22 protein-coding genes are annotated in these 17,011 nt (G+C 55.0%); 2 read left to right on the top strand and 20 right to left on the bottom strand.

The window, feature by feature from the left end; genetic code table 11:
- Window position 1: 1 nt before the first annotated feature.
- The 20 genes from F4V43_RS11345 to F4V43_RS11255 all read right to left on the bottom strand — a co-directional run bounded on the left by F4V43_RS11345 (window position 2) and on the right by F4V43_RS11255 (window position 15,961).
- Complete coding sequence (locus tag F4V43_RS11345; RefSeq protein WP_150458352.1) at window positions 2-304, bottom strand: hypothetical protein; 303 nt, start codon at window positions 302-304, stop codon at window positions 2-4.
- Window positions 305-717: 413 nt separating this feature from the next.
- The gene (locus tag F4V43_RS11340) at window positions 718-2,766 is read right to left on the bottom strand and encodes a phage tail protein (protein ID WP_150458351.1); all 2,049 of its coding nucleotides are present in this window, start codon (window positions 2,764-2,766) and stop codon (window positions 718-720) included.
- Window positions 2,767-2,848: 82 nt separating this feature from the next.
- On the bottom strand, window positions 2,849-3,175 hold the full coding sequence (locus F4V43_RS11335; protein ID WP_150458350.1) for an XkdW family protein: 327 nt from the start codon (window positions 3,173-3,175) through the stop codon (window positions 2,849-2,851).
- A gap of 15 nt (window positions 3,176-3,190) precedes the next feature.
- Window positions 3,191-5,233: a phage tail protein gene (locus tag F4V43_RS11330; protein WP_150458349.1), complete on the bottom strand. Its 2,043-nt coding sequence runs from the start codon at window positions 5,231-5,233 to the stop codon at window positions 3,191-3,193.
- Between the two features lie 25 nt (window positions 5,234-5,258).
- Complete coding sequence (locus F4V43_RS11325; protein ID WP_150458348.1) at window positions 5,259-5,810, bottom strand: phage tail protein I; 552 nt, start codon at window positions 5,808-5,810, stop codon at window positions 5,259-5,261.
- On the bottom strand, window positions 5,803-6,948 hold the full coding sequence (locus F4V43_RS11320; RefSeq protein ID WP_150458347.1) for a baseplate J/gp47 family protein: 1,146 nt from the start codon (window positions 6,946-6,948) through the stop codon (window positions 5,803-5,805). The genes F4V43_RS11325 and F4V43_RS11320 overlap by 8 nt, the downstream gene beginning before the upstream one ends.
- Window positions 6,945-7,286, bottom strand: coding sequence for a GPW/gp25 family protein (locus tag F4V43_RS11315; RefSeq protein WP_223879867.1), 342 nt, complete (start codon window positions 7,284-7,286; stop codon window positions 6,945-6,947). The genes F4V43_RS11320 and F4V43_RS11315 overlap by 4 nt, the downstream gene beginning before the upstream one ends.
- Window positions 7,283-7,843 (bottom strand): phage tail protein, encoded by a 561-nt coding sequence (locus F4V43_RS11310; RefSeq protein WP_223879866.1) that lies wholly within the window; start codon window positions 7,841-7,843, stop codon window positions 7,283-7,285. The genes F4V43_RS11315 and F4V43_RS11310 overlap by 4 nt, the downstream gene beginning before the upstream one ends.
- A complete protein-coding gene (locus F4V43_RS11305; RefSeq protein WP_150458346.1) occupies window positions 7,840-8,244 on the bottom strand; it encodes a phage baseplate assembly protein V in 405 nt (134 codons plus the stop codon). The genes F4V43_RS11310 and F4V43_RS11305 overlap by 4 nt, the downstream gene beginning before the upstream one ends.
- A gap of 1 nt (window position 8,245) precedes the next feature.
- Window positions 8,246-9,280 (bottom strand): phage late control D family protein, encoded by a 1,035-nt coding sequence (locus F4V43_RS11300; protein ID WP_223879865.1) that lies wholly within the window; start codon window positions 9,278-9,280, stop codon window positions 8,246-8,248.
- A 6-nt stretch (window positions 9,281-9,286) separates the two neighbouring features.
- Window positions 9,287-9,493 carry a tail protein X gene (locus tag F4V43_RS11295; RefSeq protein ID WP_150458345.1) on the bottom strand — a complete coding sequence of 69 codons (207 nt, stop codon included), beginning with the start codon at window positions 9,491-9,493 and terminating at the stop codon, window positions 9,287-9,289.
- Window positions 9,490-11,493, bottom strand: coding sequence for a hypothetical protein (locus F4V43_RS11290; protein ID WP_150458344.1), 2,004 nt, complete (start codon window positions 11,491-11,493; stop codon window positions 9,490-9,492). The genes F4V43_RS11295 and F4V43_RS11290 overlap by 4 nt, the downstream gene beginning before the upstream one ends.
- 33 nt (window positions 11,494-11,526) lie before the next feature.
- Window positions 11,527-11,652, bottom strand: a complete 126-nt coding sequence (locus F4V43_RS19985; RefSeq protein ID WP_263406099.1) for a hypothetical protein — start codon at window positions 11,650-11,652, stop codon at window positions 11,527-11,529.
- A 20-nt stretch (window positions 11,653-11,672) separates the two neighbouring features.
- Window positions 11,673-12,008 (bottom strand): phage tail assembly protein, encoded by a 336-nt coding sequence (locus F4V43_RS11285; protein ID WP_150458343.1) that lies wholly within the window; start codon window positions 12,006-12,008, stop codon window positions 11,673-11,675.
- A gap of 17 nt (window positions 12,009-12,025) precedes the next feature.
- Entirely contained in the window at window positions 12,026-12,553 is a 528-nt protein-coding gene (locus tag F4V43_RS11280) for a phage major tail tube protein (RefSeq protein ID WP_150458342.1), read from the bottom strand.
- Window positions 12,554-12,567: 14 nt separating this feature from the next.
- On the bottom strand, window positions 12,568-14,013 hold the full coding sequence (locus F4V43_RS11275; RefSeq protein ID WP_150458341.1) for a phage tail sheath family protein: 1,446 nt from the start codon (window positions 14,011-14,013) through the stop codon (window positions 12,568-12,570).
- Window positions 14,014-14,016: 3 nt separating this feature from the next.
- A complete protein-coding gene (locus F4V43_RS11270; protein ID WP_150458340.1) occupies window positions 14,017-14,316 on the bottom strand; it encodes a hypothetical protein in 300 nt (99 codons plus the stop codon).
- Window positions 14,309-14,728, bottom strand: coding sequence for a hypothetical protein (locus tag F4V43_RS11265; protein ID WP_150458339.1), 420 nt, complete (start codon window positions 14,726-14,728; stop codon window positions 14,309-14,311). The genes F4V43_RS11270 and F4V43_RS11265 overlap by 8 nt, the downstream gene beginning before the upstream one ends.
- Before the next feature lie 88 nt (window positions 14,729-14,816).
- Window positions 14,817-15,356, bottom strand: a complete 540-nt coding sequence (locus F4V43_RS11260) for a sigma factor-like helix-turn-helix DNA-binding protein (RefSeq protein WP_223879864.1) — start codon at window positions 15,354-15,356, stop codon at window positions 14,817-14,819.
- A gap of 20 nt (window positions 15,357-15,376) precedes the next feature.
- Window positions 15,377-15,961 carry a hypothetical protein gene (locus tag F4V43_RS11255; protein ID WP_150458338.1) on the bottom strand — a complete coding sequence of 195 codons (585 nt, stop codon included), beginning with the start codon at window positions 15,959-15,961 and terminating at the stop codon, window positions 15,377-15,379.
- Between the two features lie 172 nt (window positions 15,962-16,133).
- Here F4V43_RS11255 and F4V43_RS11250 point away from each other — a divergent pair, with 172 nt between their 5' ends.
- Together F4V43_RS11250 and F4V43_RS11245 are read left to right on the top strand one after the other, a co-directional pair.
- Window positions 16,134-16,487, top strand: coding sequence for a helix-turn-helix transcriptional regulator (locus F4V43_RS11250; RefSeq protein ID WP_150458337.1), 354 nt, complete (start codon window positions 16,134-16,136; stop codon window positions 16,485-16,487).
- Between the two features lie 12 nt (window positions 16,488-16,499).
- Window positions 16,500-16,970 carry an ImmA/IrrE family metallo-endopeptidase gene (locus tag F4V43_RS11245; protein WP_150458336.1) on the top strand — a complete coding sequence of 157 codons (471 nt, stop codon included), beginning with the start codon at window positions 16,500-16,502 and terminating at the stop codon, window positions 16,968-16,970.
- Window positions 16,971-17,011: the final 41 nt, after the last annotated feature.

The following is a 17,011-nucleotide window of genomic DNA, read 5'->3' as shown; positions in this document are numbered from 1 at the left end:
GCTATCCTCCCCTATCCTCGGCATTTCCCCCCTGTGCCGTCTGATGGTCAACCTTGAGCCGCTGCAGCACTTCAAGCGTCGGCGCCATGAAATCGGCCCGCTCTTTGTCCAGGATCGCCTGCAGCCGGTCACGGTCTTCTTCGGACCGGTCCAGCAGCTCCCGGGGCACCAGATCCCCCCGGGCGATGCCCCGCAGGAAGTAGATCACAATGCAGAGCAGTACCAGCGATACCACATAGGCCAGGCCGTACTTGTCCGCCAGCGGCAGCAGCTTTTCCAGGTTGCTTACGTCATTGCTGTCCATCCCCTGCTCCCTTCTCTCTCTGAATAATCATAAGAAAAAACTTATATTGCTACCTCAGCCAGTACGCCTTGTCAAAATGTTCTTCCCTCTTGCGCTATATTATCACTGTTAATCCAACCTATTCGTCATTACCAGATCGACATCTGGATACGAAAACATTCGGGTGAATCTGCGTAAGTATAAGCAGGCTCATCAGAATCTTCTTTCCTACAGCTTTGTTGCCCAAGAATCCGTGTCTATGAAGCTGCCGGTTCTGATAGTAAGTCTTTCAACCGCACGATAGATATCCGTTCAGATAACGATAGGCTGGTACGTTCTTAACTCGGTTTTTACATCTTCGACAAAGTCCGAGCGCACGAACAGAACTTAATTTTCCGTCTTGATTAGTGCCCCATCCTTCCTATTCTACACTACTATGCAACACGTACAATTTCGTAGGTGCTAAGGGCAGTCCCAGCGGTAATTGTAGTATTACTGTCACAATACGCCTGAATGTCTATGCGATCACCTACCCCGCAGTAGAGCAAAACATCTCCTTGTAGCAACATGTTATACTGTATAGGTTGAATCTTCAGGTCAAGCTGATGCGACTGCGAATCATTAAGGATAGCACGTAATTGCCCCTGACAATTTCCAGGAACCGAAGAAAGAAGAACTTTCACTTTCACTTTATACCATCCTGCTTGCTGAATAGTGGCTCTTCCTGATGATGAGTTGAAGGATAGGTTCTGAACAGTTGAACCCGCCCCAAATATAACGTTGGTCCATACTGTACTGGAAATAGGTTGATTCATATTTCCGTATGCCCATAAAATCGGACGATTTGATTGCGTATTATCTCCCCATGGATTAAGGACACCGGAGGTCACAACTCCATTTCCTAACCCTTCCGGGGTGCTCCCTGCTGGTTGGCTGCCATATTTGGTGACACTCCCTCCTCCATCAGCATAAACCCCATAGGTGTTCCCGGTTCCTGTGTTGTTGATGGTAATAATACGGGCATTGTAACTCGCGAGTATGCCGTATTTCTTATTCGACGCAGTGCAACCATTCATATACACACTCGCAACATCAGCGATAAAACCGGAGTAGGATAGCGCTGAGGTAATCGCTGAACAATTAATAAAATTGACTGCTGAGCATGTATACGCACCAAAGCCGTTCGTCACAGTCGTGCTCGCAGAGAAATTATTAACGAGAATGTGACTAGCACAGCGAATAGCGGTAAACGAATTCACCACTATTGTTCCACTACCGCTTATTGCAAAATTAATTAGTCCGCCTCCGGATTTCCCCGTGATTAAAACGTCTTCCGTGTACGATCCAGAAAGTATCGTGATTGTAACGTTGTGGCCTGCAATAGGAGGAATTGCAGCGATGGCTCTATTAATTGTTCTGAAAGCACCCTCTGACGTATTAACTAAACCGTTGTTATTATCGTTACCGTCAGTCCGGACATATAAATTAAGTTCCTGGGTAGTCTGCTGCGGTACGCTCACCGGGAGCTGAGCGACAGGCAGCCGGGTCGTGCCGTCCAGAGTGGCGACACCGTTGGGCGTCCCCTTCTGAGCGGCCGGAACCGAAGACGCCGCGGCCGCATTGGCTTTGGTCGATGCATCCGCTGCCGCGGCCGCAATGGCTGCGGCCTGCGCGGCATCTGCCTTGGCCTGCGCTCCGCCGGTTGTTTCCTTGGTGTTCCAGGCGCCGCGCTCAGCGGCAGTAACATGCGCGGTCGTATCTCTCATATGCCCGCTCGCCGCCTCCAGCGTGGTGGCGGGAGGTGTGCGCCAGGACGATTTGCCGGTGACGGCCTTCACCATGCTCGCCAGCCAGCCGATGATGCCGGTCAAGGTCCCGGTATCACCGGTCGGAGCATTCAAATCGCTGACCGTTCGGCTGCCAATCACGGTATCGGTGGCCGCTGCCGGCGCAAGCTTCGCAGCCGTGACCGATCCGTCCGGGTGATCCAGTTCTGCGGCTGTACGGTGGGCTGTGAACTCGCTTTCTCTTGCGAACACCAGCGATTCATCGATTACCGCTGTCACATTCGCTGCGGTACCGACCGCCACAATACAGTTAAACGCCTTCTCGATCACATCACTGCCGCCGCCCGGTGCAATATACTCGGCACTGGTGCCTGCATTGGCATAGGCGTACAGAATCTCTTCCGCGTCAGGGTCCTGAGCAAAAACCCCGACTTCCCGGAAATAAAAACCGCTGCTCATCTCGGCATTCCGCAGCACCGTCCCGATAACCGCTTTATTCGACGGCTGGATTTGGAGCCGAGTTACCGGAAGACTCTTCTTTGGGGAGATTAAGTTGTTCAATGCCGGGATGGACTGTCCACTGAGCGAGCCATCACCCACAGCGATCCTGGTGTAATTCAGCGGGGTCCCCGCCTGCGCTTTGCCCTGCAAAGCCAAACCTTTATTCGTTAATGTCATGCCGCCAAAAGCTGCCATCGTACTTCCTCCTAACACGGTTTCTTCTTATCAATAAAAGAAGACCCGTTCGGGTCTTCGGTTCTTGCAAATGGACTAGGGCTTATTTTTTCCCACTCCAAAGAGACATTAAGCCGCCTCTATTCTTGCGCTTTTCTCCCTGAACCTCAGTAAGTGCAAGCAGCAAAGAGGCGTTCTGTTGTTCGAGTGTCACAATACGCTGTTCCAAGGATTTAGGCTTCGTGGAAGGGTTATCAGTCTTCTGGTATTCGGCCCAGGCCTGCTGCAATTCTTCATCTGTGGGCTGAGGGGAATCCAGACCCCAATAGGCGATATAAGGTCCTCGGCCGTCGCTGTCGTCCTGGACGATAAAGTCCCGGAACGCGTCGGCATCCGGATAAAGGTGCTGGATGGCGGATGGTAGATGCATATGCATAATTCCTCCTTAAGCTGATGCCGTAATCTTGACGCGGTTTCGGTCGCCAAACTGTTCGACCGAGAAAGCAGCGTTAGAATAGACATAGAATTCTACATATTGCCCAGAGGACGAAATATAGAGAGTATCCGACAAGGTTAAGGATGCACCTGTTAATGAACTATTGCAAAAAATCCTCGTAGTTGCACTATCTAAACCGTTGGCAACCAGAATCAAGTCGACAAATTGTCCTACTACTGATGCTGTAACCCCGATGTGCACGTCAATGTGAAATTTACCCTCTTTATTGGCGGTAAATCTGTTATTGTTCCATTCATTTAATGTGTCATAATTTTCGACTTCAAAAGTGAGCTTGGTTTTGGTGTTTGCACTGATTGACTGTGCTGTATTTTTACTAGCATTTATAAACGTGCGCTGAAGCACATTACTGTCTCCCCACGGATTGAGAACTCCACTCGTAATAATGCCATTGCCTATCGCTTCAACAACGATTCCTCCGGGCTGCGTGCCATACTTTGTCACTTGACCGCCCCCGTCGGCAAACAGACCTTGAGAATTACCAGTTCCCGAATTGTTGATGCTGATGACCTTACTATTGAAACTTGCAAAAATCCCTCTGCTCTTATTCGAAAAGGTAGAGCTATAGATATACACATTGGATGTATCGGCATTGACTCCGGCGTATGAGGAAGCTGAAGCTGTAGCACTTACTGACGTCAAATTGAGCGCCACCGATTGATAAACGCTGATGGCATCCTTTGATGCTGTCGTCATAACGATTGTGTTAACCGCTACAATGACTCCGCAGCGGACGACGCTTAGAGACAGAACATTGACAGTTCCTCCGCCCGCATATAAGTTAATAGCCCCCGCGCCTGTTTTACCTAGTACGACAATATCTTCGTTATAAGTTCCTGCTGCCACAACAATAGTGAGGTTGTGATTCACAATCGCAGGGATTACACTAATCGCCTTCCCAATCGTCCTAAACGCCCCCGCCGCCGTATTAGCCAACCCATTATTGCCGTCATTCCCGTCCGTCCGGACGTAATAAGTGACGTCGGCCGTAGTCTGCTGCGGCACGCTCGCCGGCAGCTGACCCGCCGGCAGGCGAGTCGTGGCGTCCAGAGTGGCTAAGCCGTTGGCCACCCCCTTCTGCGAGGCCGGAATCGAAGCCGCCGCGGCCGCATTGGCCTTCGCCGCTGCATCCGCTGCCGCCGCCGCAATGGCCGCCGCCTGCGCGGCGTCTGCCTTGGCCTGCGCGCCGGTCGTCGTCTCTTTGGCGTTCCACGAGGCCCGCTCGGCTGGGGTAAGGTGAACCGTCGTATCCTTCATATGCCCGCTGGCCGCCTCCAGCGTCGTGGCTGGAGGCGTCCGCCAGGACGTTTTGCCGGTAATGGCCTTCACCATGTTCGCCAGCCAGCCGACGATGCCCGTCAAGGTCCCGGTATCGCCGGTTGGGGCGGTCGAATCGCTGACTGTGCGGCTCCCGATTGCGGCATCGGTAGCCGCTGCCGGCGCAAGCTTGGCAGCCGTTACCGACCCGTCCGGGTGGTCCAGCTCTGCGGCTGTACGGTGGGTCGTGAACTCGCTTTCTCTTGCGAACACCAGCGATTCATCGATTACCGCTGTCACATTCGCTGCTGTGCCGACCGCCACAATACAGTTAAACGCCTTCTCGATCACATCGCTGCCGCCGCCCGGCACAATATACTCGGCGCTGGTGCCTGCATTGGCATAGGCGTACAGAATCTCTCCCGCGTCCGGGTCCTGAGCAAATACCCCGACTTCCCGGAAATAAAAACCGCTGGTCATCTCGGCATTCCGCAGCACCGTCCCGATAACCGCTTTATTCGGCGGCTGGATCTGCAGCCGGGTTACCGGAAGACTCTTCTTTGGTGAGATTAAGCTGTTCAATGCCGGGATGGACTGCCCGCTGAGCGAGCCATCGCCCACAGCAATTCTGGTGTAATTCAGCGGGGTTCCCGCCTGCGCTTTGCCCTGCAAAACCAAGCCTTTATTCGTTAAAGTCATGCCGCCAAAAGCTGCCACCTCGTTCCCTCCTATCGGGTAATCGTCATATGGTAATTGTCTCGCCAAAGTGGAGATATCCTCCGTAATACAAAGACAGCGTTTCCGCCTGCGAGAGAAGCACTTTTTGCAGAACTGTCGACAGACGCTTGACGGAATTAACTGCCTGAATAAACTCTTTGGCCCGGGTAGTCGTTACGTCAGGATTGTTGGTCACCACCCGAAAATGATACGGCGCCCCGCCGTACTGCCACCATTCCTCGACGGAGCCGTAGCCGAAGAGCAGTGCCACGAGATCTTCCACCGCAGCCGCCGTTCCCTTGCGCCGGTGGAATGGAATGGCATTGCGGACGAGGGCCCGCCGCTGTTCGAGCGGCAGGTTCGGGTCGTAATATGGGGGAAGGTATTGGCTCGCAAGAGCATCGGTCTCCTCATCCGACCACTCCTGGGATCGTCCGAATATATCCAGGGCGTCAATCGCCGCAGCCAATTCATGAAGCTCGTTGTCCAGCGACTGAGCCGCGGCGGCGGTGGCGGAATCCCGCTGAAGATTGGGCGGCAGCAGGTCGTACAAGCTAACCGAACGGATGTCAATCATCGGCCAGCCCCCCATATTCGGCGGCAGCAGGCTCCCCGGACTCCTGGGCGACTTCCGTCGGCGTCAGTTCCAGATAACCCGGCGCCTCGACTTCTACCCGGAGCGCTCCGGCCTGCATGATCCGCGCAACCAGTTCGGAAGGATTAATGTCCCGGCCAAGCCGTGATTTCTGCCACAGCTGGTAGTCTGCAACCGCCTTCTGGACCGCCGCTCGAATGGCCGTCACCTCGGCGGCCCGGCTGCGGGCGATATAGTACGTGAGTCTAATCTCATAGGGCACCGGCTTCGGCGCCGTAACGGTTACCTTGTCGGTCAGCGGACGGATGCCGCGGTCTTCCAGCGCCGCTGCGATGGCGTCCAGCACATCCCGGTCCGGGATTTGTCCGCCGGTCAGCAGCGGAACAATCTGCACTTCTCCGCCGGCGCTCCCCTCCGGTGCAAAGGCATGGACATCCAGTACCGCAGACGACGAGGCTTTGACCCAATATTCGTAAGCGCCTTGCGGACCGGCCGTGCTGTAGGACTCCGGCGCGCTGCGGATGCGTTCCCGGTAGTCGTCATCCGACTCCGCCGCCGCGCCGCCGCTCGAAGACGTCAGGTTCGCCACCGACTGGACAAAAGGAAGCGGGTCCATCAGGACATTGATTTGGCCCGGAAGAAACCCGTTGCCGGCGATTCCGAGCACGGAGCATGAAGCCGAGATGCGGCCGCTCACAGAACCGGCCGGAATCTCCATATATTCATTGGTTTCAAAATAAATTGAGCCGTCGCCGCCCGTAGGTCCAACCCGCGTGCCAGCCGGAATCGGGGTTACCGACGACAGCGGAATCGAGAGCGTAAATTCCAGCGTGGTAATCGCCGGCGCAGCCGGAAGACGCGCCGATCCCTGGAAGGCGCCCATATGATCCAGCAGCGAGCCGGAGGCGTAGCGCAGCAGGTTTCCTTTGGCCGTCCGGTTAATCAGCACCCGCTGTTGAATCAGAATCGAGGCCAGCGACATCAAAAAAAGCTGCACCGGATCTCCCGGAGCAAGCGTCCGGCCGGTCAGCCCTTCATACACAGAGACGATATTCTGCTTAATGGAAGTCGCATCCTCGTCCGCAAACGCGATCTCCGGCAGTTCCAACCTTTCTATCATTCGCTCACCTCTTCCTCAAACTGGATATGGACAACCGGCCGCAGGGTCCCCCACATCGCCGACGCCTCATCCGTCTGAATAAACTCTACAGCCGTGACCTTCGCCCTCGGCTCTTGTTCGGCAATCGCCGACAGCACCGAGCTGGCCATTCGGGCCTGGGCTACCGCGAGCGGCTGGTCCAGCACCTCCACATCCAGTCCAACCCCCCGCTGCATCGGCACGCTGCCGAGCGGCGTCGAGAGAATAGTGCGGATATTCTGCCGGATCTCGGCAGCCCGCGAGGACGGCGCAAAATCAATGCCCGAAGGCTGCGTCATATCAATGCTCATCGTTGTCATTTTACATACTCCTCCAAAGACAGCGTGGCGGTCGCGTCAAGCAGACGGCCCTTATTATCAATCCGCTCCCAGTTCTGCGACACATTCGTAATGACCCACAGCCCGGTACCGATGCCTTTGCCGCCGATTACGAGCGGAAGCGCCTTGCCGGTCTGTTCCAGCTTCGAGATCCGGTCCAGCTCCTTGCGCGGGTTCATGCCGAGCGATACGGAGAAGCGGATGGACAGCGATATGCTGTCCAGACCCGGCCCCAGCCACTGCTTCTTCGGCTTCTGTCCCATCACATCGTGCTGAGCCCAGCGGCCGGAAGAGGACCGGCTGAAATCGTCAAAGGTGCGGACCACCGGCTGCCATTCATTCTTCACCCCGGTCTCCACCGTCTCGAACACGATCTCCCCCAAGGAACCCAGAATGGACATCTGAATCTGTTTGGAATTGCCGTACGGATGATTGAACTCCTCGACCAGCTTCAGCTTTTCCTTCTCCGCTTTCTTCGCCATCATCAAAGCCTCTGTCATCAGCCTATCGCCTCTGTCGATAATCTGAATCCATGTCATTCTCCTGCCTCCTTGATCGAAGCGGCCCGGACAATGCCGGTTACCGTGAGGTCTCCCTCAATGTTCACCGCTCCGGCCGCCTTGACATTCAAACTGTGCTGCTTCCGGTCATAAAAAACATAGCTGCCGTCTTCAAACCAGACGCCGCGCTGCTCTTCCGTTCCCGGGGGCTTCTCGTCCCCGCCGTAATACGTGCCCAGACAGAAACCCGCGGAGCTGCCGGCCGCGGTAAAGGCGCACAGCACCGTCTGACCGGGAAGCGGCAGCGGGTTCCCCTGCGCCCCTCCTCCCGGCACGACAACCGGAAGATCGGCGGAGACGGCGTCGTCCCGGTCCGCAAAAGCTACGCGGACCGTTCCGGCCGCGTGGTTTACGGCCGAGACCTGACCAATGCGAATCATTTTACCACCCCAGAACTTTTCGGATTTGCAGAGCGGTTGTATACCCGCCGGAGCCCAGCGTATGCGAGCAGGACTCGATCAGGTATTTGCCGTCGTAACGGCCCCAGCCCTTGAGTGTAATCGTCAGTCCCGTCGCCATCCGGACATCGCCCATCAGGGTCAGACTGCCTGTTCCGTACTCCTTGTTCTTCTCCCGAAGGCGCATGCGGGCCAGCCGCTGGGCTTCGGCCTGGGAAGTGACCTGTTCATTCAGCTTCAGCACCGGACCGCTCACGGGAGCGCCCGGCGGGGTGAACGCGGCTTTGTAGGTCTTTTTGCTCGACGTATCCGTATACGTCAGCACGCTGCTTCGATACGCTTTGGAAGCGATCGACCAGTTGAACGAGAAGTCCAGCACCGGGTCCCGGCCGCGTACGATTGTGGCGACGGGAGGTTTTTTCTCATATTCAAACTCGTCGAACAGCACCAGCCGGCCGCTCGCCACCTTGATCGCTATGCCTTCCTTCGTGGCGGTATCCAGCAGAAAAGCCAGATCGGACATCTCAGTCTGGTCAATCCGGTCGTAGGAAGGGTTGTCGGTCGCTTCGTAGAGCAGCTTCAGCTTCGCCTTGGCAGCCACCTCGGCCGCAATCGTCTTCAGCTTCGTCTTCTCCCATGCCTTGGTCCGCTTCTCGAACCGGACGCCCGCCTTGACCGGAAGCGATGTCGCCTTGATGGACACCGTATCCGGAGGCCCCCCCACGCTCCCGGAATCCACTTCGAATTCGCCGAAGGCCAGCTTCTGGCTCTCGCCGGGTTTATTCCAGTGATGGGTTCGGATCGTCGCCTTGATGACATCGCCCTCCTGGGCGGCCCAGGCGTTCTGCCATTTCAGCTTCCGGTCTTCGAGCCGGAGGTCGATGTCGTCCAGACTGCCCGAAGCGGCATCGTTATACGTAAAATCAAGCAGCGAATCCGCAATGGATTCGCTGATGTTTTTCCCGTTATAGGTCAATTCCAGCTCAGCCCATCGGGCTGTCTGCGTCATCTCGGACATCTGGCCTCACCCCTCCCGCTTCCAGGGAGGAAGATCCTCCGACGTCTGCTCCGGCCTTACGGGCACGTGAAGCAGCAGATTGCCGTCCAGAATCACCTTGTCGGCCTGCTCGGGGTTCGCCTCCAGAAGCAGCGTCATCAGATTCTCGTCTCCATAGAGCTTGTAGGCGACGGCATCCCAAGTATCGCCCTGAATGGTTCGGTATTGGGTCATTGGGCCATCGACACCCTTTCTTTGAATTGCTTCCAATTCTTTTCAAAATCTATCCTCGAATTCTTCAATACCTCATTAAGCTTTGTAGCTAGATCAGAATCTGTGTTCTGGACAACGATTTTAGGAGACCATGAGATTTGATTGTTATAGTTCTTCGATCCAAAGTCTCTACTTTTCAGAATTGAAGTCAACTTGTCTCCCAATCCGGGCTGATCTTTTTTAATACTGTTAATTCGATTGGATTCAGAATATGAAGGGTCATGATTGGCCTTGAAATTCAGATCTCTTCCATGTATCCCTGGTGTAATTTTAGGTCTGGAAACCCTTCTGTTCGCTTCGTTAATATCTTGCTGTGTATTGGTCATGGATAAATATCGCAGAACATTCGTTTTTAGCTCTGGGGGAAGCAGATCCGTTTTGGGAGCAAAATTCATCAATTTCATAACTGAATCATAATATTTCTTTTGGTCGGCAGGACTGCTAGCAGAGTATTTTTTACCTCCTTCCTCAAACGTTTGCCCCATATCAATCTCAAGCTTGGTTTTATAACCGTCATAAATGGTTTTGTAACTTTTACTTGCAGTCGCAAACTCTGCTTCTTTGGTTGTTAGTTCTTTTCCTTGATTAGAACGCTTTTTATCCACTAGCTCGGCTAAGGTTTGAAGGCTCGATAACTGACCCTTATTTGATATTTCAAATAAACTGTATTTATCTAAAACAGTGTTGTTGTCCTTTTGAAAATTATTAACATCATCAAATAGTTGCTGCATAGCTGCATCTTTATCACCGTATTTCCCCAAATTAATGTTTTGAAATCTGGCAAAAAATTCTTTGTATTGGTTACTAATTTCAGGGAGCTTATTTCTATCCTCTCTCAATGTCTTAATCGCAGCTTCCTGCTCCAACATTTCTGCTCCGAGTTTTTCCAAGTTTTTCTGGGAGTAATCGGTATTAAACGAGCTTGCAGCTACTGACCGATCTGCGTGCGCTGTATTCTTAAGGAGCTTTGTATCCAACTTTCCCGACCCAATATCTTCTGGGTTAACCAAATCGGGATAAGCCTTTTGCAGAGCGGTTCCTAAGTTGAGAAGCATTTTTTTTCGCACGTTTGTAATTTCTTCTGCTTTTAAAGGATCATCCGGTAAAGAGGAAGGATCATTCATCTTTTTCACAATCGCTTCGTACTGCCAAGCCATATCATTGGTAGTCTTATATTGAAGGGCTGAATCCTTGTAGTTCTTTTCCATCTTCTCTGTTGATTCACCAGAATGAATAAGATCCTGTCGTCGGGCTTCTTCGGCGTCCTCCATCTTCTTATTAATATAAACCCCGGCGCCTGCCAGGATCGTTAATGCACCTCCAATTCTTAAAGTTGGTGAAACTTTAAGAAAATTAAGAACCACATCCGTTAAGTTCTTTCCAAACAAGGTCTCTATGATATCGGAGGCACCTGACAGCATATTAGTAAAGTTAGCGACTTGCTCAACAGCTGACTCTACGATCTCCAATACAGACTTCTGCTTCGGTTTTTGATCTGCATTTTCTCTTTCTGAAGAACCGTGGCCGTTCTCGTCAGAGCAACAAACCATTCTATTGGTAGATTGAGATTGGGGCGATACGATAGCTGCTGCTGTATCTGTTGCCCTCTTTTGTTTTTGATAAATTTCCGAGAATAGCTTTTTAGTGGCTTCAATCTGTTCAATATGCTTCCGCTGAGCATCCTGCTGGGCTTGAAGCCGAGCTCTCCTCTCCTCTTCTGTTCGGACTTTAAGCTGATTCTGAATTTCAGATACAGCATCTTTCGCCTCGTCAGTGACCAGTTTGCTTCCACTCTGGATATATTCCCAACCTTTTTGAATTTCTTCATTAAAAACCTTTAAATTCGGATTTGTCTGATTCATATTTTCAATTGCTGCGTTCCAGGATTTCATAAAGTCGGATTGACTTGACTGATTGAAAGAATCATCAAATTGCTGTTTTGCCTTGACACTGTCCGCCATAACCCCCTCCTTTCTCCCGGCCCACGCCGGGCTTTACTCCCGCAAATGCCGCAGTTCAGCCGCCCGGTCGGCCCACTCGCCGATCTCCGCAAGCGTCAGCCCGAGGTAGAAGGGAATGGGCGTGTAGGTCAGCATGGCCAGAGCGGCGACGGTCTCCATGAGATCGCCGCCGCCGAGGCCTACAGCAGCAAAAAATTTTGGGCCCGCAGCGTAAGGCGCGTGAAATCCTTGGCTGGCAGCGCGCGGATGAGTCCCACATGGACATGCGCCGCCTTGGCGACGATATAAGCCTGGTAATCCTTGTCCAGCTCCATCGCCCAGTTGATGGATTGGCTGTTCTCGGCCTTGTACTGGCGGGTTGCGGCCAGGATGTCGCTGCCGGTCATGGCGTCAAAATCCATTGTCAGCGTCTCGTAGGTCGCGCCTTCATGCACCACAGGGCGGGACAAGGCGTAAGCCTTGTCCTCCCCTTCTTCTTCCGCGACGGAAGCTGCGTTTACGTTCTCTTCGTTCATACGGATTCTCTTCTCCCTTATTTAATGCCCAAGGTATTCCGGACATGAGCCAGATGGTCCACGCCGTTCACCTTATGCACGTAGTTGTATTTGTCGATCTCCAGAAGCGGCTCCAGATCGTTGTCTTTGACGATCTTGATATAAGAGACGGAGAAGGTATTATTGCTGTCCATGGCTGCCGCCGGTTCCAGATTGCCGAGCGAAAGGCTCACCGGACGGGCCCGCACCGTAATTCGCAGCGCACGGTCCAGATATTCACCCGTAGCCGGGTCGAAGGCCTGGATGGCCGCACGGAGATCGATCTGGTGAATCTTCGGAGCCAACAGCTGCACAGCTTGCGGCTCGACGGTTCTCCAGTTCAGCGTCAGGGTCATGGCGCCGGTGTGTCCCATGGAAGGGGCGTTGATCTCGCCGGCGATGCCGCCGCCTTTAATCGTGTCCGCCAGATAGGAAATTTCGGGAAGTGTGGCTTTGGCGGTCCCCAGGTAGGTGTCGCCCTCCAGATAGACGGAGTAGTCAATGACGCGTTCGGATTTAATAGGCATGAATAAGTTCCTCCTTAGGCGGTAAGTGCGGACAGATACGACGAATCGTATTCCAGCACAAAATCAATCTCCTGAGCGGCGGTCGGCGGCGTCAGGAACAGATGGAACTGGACCTTGCCGGCCATCAGGGCTTCGGACGGGTTCTCGGCTGCGCGGAATTCGACGCGCCCGCCCAGCAGGGCTCCGGCGGCGGTCAGTCCGTTCAGCCAAATATTCAGGCTGTCGGTGATCGCCTGGGTGAGACGCTTGTTCATCGGATCGTCGACCTTTTGCAGATACGTCATAATGAGCGAGTTGGATACCCAGTTGAACATCCGGCGCACCGGAATGGAGACGTCCTTCGGATCGGTTCCGGCCGGATAGGCGCCGGTCTGGCTGCCCCAAGCCTTCCAGCCTCCGGTGCCGAGATTGAACGCCGTGACAATGCCCTGGCTGTTCAGGTAGGCGGCCTGGTCAAGTCCGAGATAGAGCGGCTTGCCGCCGGCCAGCACTGCGCCGTCGATGCTCAGGTTCTTGTTGGAGGGCGAGACGAACGGGATGCCGTCGCTCTGCGAATCGGTCGTGGCGATGCGTCCGGCGAGGTGGCTCGACAGCCAGTACGTGCGGCCGCCCATCGTCACCTTCGGATAGGTAACAATCTGCTGCGCGCCGGTATAGGCATGGCTCGATTTCCATTCGCCCGCTGCCGTATAGTCCACCGCCGGGTCCAGGTCGGTCAGCGCAATCGCCTTGAAGTTTCCGTTGATATTGGAAGCCTTCGCGGCCATGACCGCCGCTACCGCCGGCTGGTGGGACCAGCCGGGAGCCATCAGCAGATCCGGCAGCACGCCAAAGCGCGGGAAGACCTGATGCACCAGTTCAAAGCCGGAGTATTCCCCGGAAGCGGAGACGCCGCCAATCACATCGTCCGCATCGACGGCCGAAGGATTCAGTGCCGTGTAACCGACCTGGAGCGAGACGGCTCCGGCCGCGATGGCGCCGCCGGCCTTGGTCGTAATGACGACTTTGCCCTTGTCGTCAAAGCTTGCCGTATAATCCGTCCCTTTAACATAAGTCGTGTTGCCGTCGGCCGATTTCACGGTCAGCGAAGACAGCAGGACGCCGTCGGCTGCCAGCTTGGCGACGCGGTTCGATACCGGAACCGCTGCCGGGGCCGCCACCGTCTTGTGAACGGCCGGGTCCAGAACGTTCACCAGCACCATCGGCGATTTTTGATAGAGCACAAAATGCGTATACATCGCTTCGCACAGCGTATATTTCGACCAGTCATCGGAATAACCCAGCGCAGCGACCGCGTCGGCGTAAGTATACGCCAGCACCGGGGTCCCTGCGTGAGCGGCTTTGTCCGCCAGATGCACGGGAGCCGTACCGACCACGAATGGAATGCCGCTGGCCGCCTCGTTCGGCGCCAGAACGGAAGTCGCCTGTTCATTGACATAAATGCCGTGTTGATATGCCATTATTTAGTTCCCCTTCCCGAGAAGCTTCTTATAGGCGGCAAATTCCGCCGTTCCTTGCTGAGTCAGACGAGCCTGCACCTCGGCCATATGCGCAATCGGCACGATCAGTTCGGCCGCCTCCGGCTGCTCATCGAGCAGCGGCTGCAGATAGTCCGGAAGCTCATTCCGGAATACTGTGGATTGCAGAAGCCGGCCGCCGGCCAGATTCGGTCCGAGATAGATTTTGGAGAAGGACTCCTTGGATGCTGATGTGTTATTCGTTTCTTCGTTGTTAAACGAATTCATTACGGTTGGTTCACTCATGAATAGCTGCCTCCTGTCTGATTTGCGGATAAGTCCAGCTCGTGGTGACACGGGCCACCCACCGGGAATCGCTTCTGCGCCGATGCACCGACCACTTCCAATTGGCGTCCAGCCGGAATCTCCGCTCCAGTGTCCGTTCCCGCAGCAGCAGGACGCGAACCCGTTCCAATAGATTCATCATGTCGGCGTATCCGGCTTCGCCGGGCGCATCGCTTGAAATTTCCAGCCGAATTCGCGCCGTAGCCTCCTCTTCATCGCTGTGTCCTTTATGGGGACGAATGAGGAGAACCGGACGGGCCGTTTCTTCTCCCGGAGCATCGCCGATATATACGGCCGGCACAAGCGCGCCTTCCTCCGACAGCCGGGATTGCAGAAAGCTCTGCAGCGCGAGCATCAAGGTAACGAGATTCATTATCCACCTCCTTTATTTGATTTATTTGCTAGATAAGGTTAATTATACCTTACACTATTAAGGGGCTTTTACTAGACAAAAAACACGATCAAACGTTCTCTTCCTGATCGTCCATATAAAAGAGAGAATCGGCAACCAATTCCGCCATCTTCTGCTGCGCCCGCTGGAGATACTCGCCGACGCTTCCCGCCGTCAGCCTCAGCATGACCGCAATATCCCCGTGCGACAGCCCCTGTCCATAGGCCAGTTCATAGCATTCGCGTTCCCGGGCGCTCAGGCGGCTTAAGGCATATTCCAGTTGAAAAAGCCGGCGTCCGCTGAGGCTCTCCCCTTCCTCCTCCCGCAGCGCCGGATCTGCCGGAGGAGGAGCCGCGAACCGCTGCATCCGCTCCGGCTCCAGCGGTACCTCGCGCTCGTAGCCGGCGCGCCGCTCGATGCCCCGGCGGCTGCCGGGACGCCGTCCGGTCTCCATCCATTCCACGACGAACTCGCAGTCGGAGACCATGCCCGCGATGATTCTCTTATCGGTATCGCCCGCAGAGCGGTACAGCTTCCGGACAATGCCGAGCGCCTCGCGGTAATTCGGGAGAGAGGCTTCGTCAGGGGCTGCCGCTGCCGGGCGGGGCAAGCAAGAAATTCCGGACCGCATCATGCTTCACCCCGCAGCTTCGAGGGAGCCCCGATCATACCGGGTTCCAGCAGCTCGCGCATGAACCCTTCCTGTGTTTCATCCGCCTCGGCCGGAGCGCGGGAGGCAACCAGGTAATCCGCTTCCCGGAAGCGGAGACGCCAGATTCCCTTCCATTCGGAAGCATCTGCTTCGGCAAGGGACGGAGCGGCAAGCCCTCTCAGATGCCGCTCGGCAACATAGATGAAGCTGCCTCCACAGCGGAAGATCCGGTAACGCTCGCCCTCCGTCTCCATCAGGAGCGCAGTCTGCTGCGCCGGCATTCCGGCTTCCCGTTCCCAGAAGCGATCCAGTCCCGGAGTTCCGCAGCCGGTGCCGACCTTTCCCCGAAGCAAGGACAGATGAGTGCCTTCAGAAGGCTCGGCGGCGAACCGGCTGTGCAGCACGGCGCGAACCTCTGCGGGCAGTTCGTCCAGACGGATTGCCCAGCGTCCGTTGCTGATCGTATGCCTCCCTGCCTGCAACGACCAGACCAACCCCGATTTATCTTCTTTAATCTGCGCGCACAGCCCTTTGGGGGAGATGCCGCCGTTCGATGTATACATGGATATTCCTCCCTGAAATCTACGACATATGGTAGTTTATGCTAGAATAATATACGATACAACGTAGTTAGTCAATGCACTTTTACGTTTTGTCGTAATATATCTACTTTACATCGTATTTGACAGTCCGTATGATGGAGGGAGACGATGTGAAAGAAGGGAGGAAGCTCGATTGACGGTAACGGACCGATTGGCCCGGCTGATGAACGAGAGGGGAATCAACCGGTCGGAGCTGGCGAAAGGCGCCGGTATCCCGTACACGACGATCGTATCTTTATTCGAGAAGGGCGCGGAGAACATCAAGCTGTCCACCATGCGCAAGCTCGCCGCCTATTTCGGCAAGACGCTCGATGAGCTTGTCGAAGAGGATGAACCGGCGGCCCATGCCCATCCCGACCTGTCCGATGAGGAGATTCTGACGCTGGCGGCCCATCAGGTCGGCGGCCATACCGAGCCGATGACTCCCGAGAAGCTGGCGCAGATCAGGCTGGCGCTTCGGATCGCATTGGCCAAAGACAACAGTTAGCGGAGGACGTCTATGGGGAGCTATGAATCCTTACGCCGGAAGGCGCCCATTCCCGTACACGAGAATGCGGATTTGCCCGAGGACATCAAGGGCCTGTACATTGAAACCACCAACCGGCAGGCGATTCTGCTGAACAAATCCATTCCGCTGCTGTCGGAGAAATACTGCGTGCTGGCCGAAGAAATCGGCCATTATTACACCTCGGCCGGGAACATCCTGGACCAGAGCGACATCCGCAACCGCAAGCAGGAGAAACGGGCGCGGAACTGGGCTTATGAACGGCTGGTGCCGTTCGCCTGTTTTATCGAAGCCTTCCACGCCAACGCCCGCAACCGGTATGAATTCGCCGAGCTGATCGGCGTCACCGAGGAATTTCTCGAAGCGTCGATTGTCCACTACCAGGAAGTCTACGGTCTCAGCGTGCAGGTCGGCGGCTATGTTATCAGCTTTGATCCGCTGGGTGTCACGAAGCTTATCCGGTAACCGACGCAGCAGCCGGAGGGCGGCCGGAGGGGAACTTGAAG

This window comes from Paenibacillus spiritus (genome assembly GCF_008710135.1).
GTDB lineage: Bacteria > Bacillota > Bacilli > Paenibacillales > Paenibacillaceae > Paenibacillus_AQ > Paenibacillus_AQ glufosinatiresistens.
Note: the sequence above shows the minus strand (reverse complement) of the source record. Positions and strands in the feature narration are given on the sequence as shown.

What these genes read in the sequence shown, in the direction of transcription:
- F4V43_RS11345 (WP_150458352.1), bottom strand. Translation starts at nt 304, where the DNA reads ATGGACAGCAATGACGTAAGCAACCTGGAAAAGCTGCTGCCGCTGGCG.
- F4V43_RS11340 (WP_150458351.1), bottom strand. Translation starts at nt 2,766, where the DNA reads ATGGCAGCTTTTGGCGGCATGACATTAACGAATAAAGGTTTGGCTTTG.
- F4V43_RS11335 (WP_150458350.1), bottom strand. Translation starts at nt 3,175, where the DNA reads ATGCATCTACCATCCGCCATCCAGCACCTTTATCCGGATGCCGACGCG.
- F4V43_RS11325 (WP_150458348.1), bottom strand. Translation starts at nt 5,810, where the DNA reads ATGATTGACATCCGTTCGGTTAGCTTGTACGACCTGCTGCCGCCCAAT.
- F4V43_RS11320 (WP_150458347.1), bottom strand. Translation starts at nt 6,948, where the DNA reads ATGATAGAAAGGTTGGAACTGCCGGAGATCGCGTTTGCGGACGAGGAT.
- F4V43_RS11315 (WP_223879867.1), bottom strand. Translation starts at nt 7,286, where the DNA reads ATGACAACGATGAGCATTGATATGACGCAGCCTTCGGGCATTGATTTT.
- F4V43_RS11310 (WP_223879866.1), bottom strand. Translation starts at nt 7,843, where the DNA reads ATGACATGGATTCAGATTATCGACAGAGGCGATAGGCTGATGACAGAG.
- F4V43_RS11305 (WP_150458346.1), bottom strand. Translation starts at nt 8,244, where the DNA reads ATGATTCGCATTGGTCAGGTCTCGGCCGTAAACCACGCGGCCGGAACG.
- F4V43_RS11300 (WP_223879865.1), bottom strand. Translation starts at nt 9,280, where the DNA reads ATGTCCGAGATGACGCAGACAGCCCGATGGGCTGAGCTGGAATTGACC.
- F4V43_RS11295 (WP_150458345.1), bottom strand. Translation starts at nt 9,493, where the DNA reads ATGACCCAATACCGAACCATTCAGGGCGATACTTGGGATGCCGTCGCC.
- F4V43_RS11290 (WP_150458344.1), bottom strand. Translation starts at nt 11,493, where the DNA reads ATGGCGGACAGTGTCAAGGCAAAACAGCAATTTGATGATTCTTTCAAT.
- F4V43_RS19985 (WP_263406099.1), bottom strand. Translation starts at nt 11,652, where the DNA reads ATGGAGACCGTCGCCGCTCTGGCCATGCTGACCTACACGCCCATTCCC.
- F4V43_RS11285 (WP_150458343.1), bottom strand. Translation starts at nt 12,008, where the DNA reads ATGAACGAAGAGAACGTAAACGCAGCTTCCGTCGCGGAAGAAGAAGGG.
- F4V43_RS11280 (WP_150458342.1), bottom strand. Translation starts at nt 12,553, where the DNA reads ATGCCTATTAAATCCGAACGCGTCATTGACTACTCCGTCTATCTGGAG.
- F4V43_RS11275 (WP_150458341.1), bottom strand. Translation starts at nt 14,013, where the DNA reads ATGGCATATCAACACGGCATTTATGTCAATGAACAGGCGACTTCCGTT.
- F4V43_RS11270 (WP_150458340.1), bottom strand. Translation starts at nt 14,316, where the DNA reads ATGAGTGAACCAACCGTAATGAATTCGTTTAACAACGAAGAAACGAAT.
- F4V43_RS11265 (WP_150458339.1), bottom strand. Translation starts at nt 14,728, where the DNA reads ATGAATCTCGTTACCTTGATGCTCGCGCTGCAGAGCTTTCTGCAATCC.
- F4V43_RS11255 (WP_150458338.1), bottom strand. Translation starts at nt 15,961, where the DNA reads ATGTATACATCGAACGGCGGCATCTCCCCCAAAGGGCTGTGCGCGCAG.
- F4V43_RS11245 (WP_150458336.1), top strand. Translation starts at nt 16,500, where the DNA reads ATGGGGAGCTATGAATCCTTACGCCGGAAGGCGCCCATTCCCGTACAC.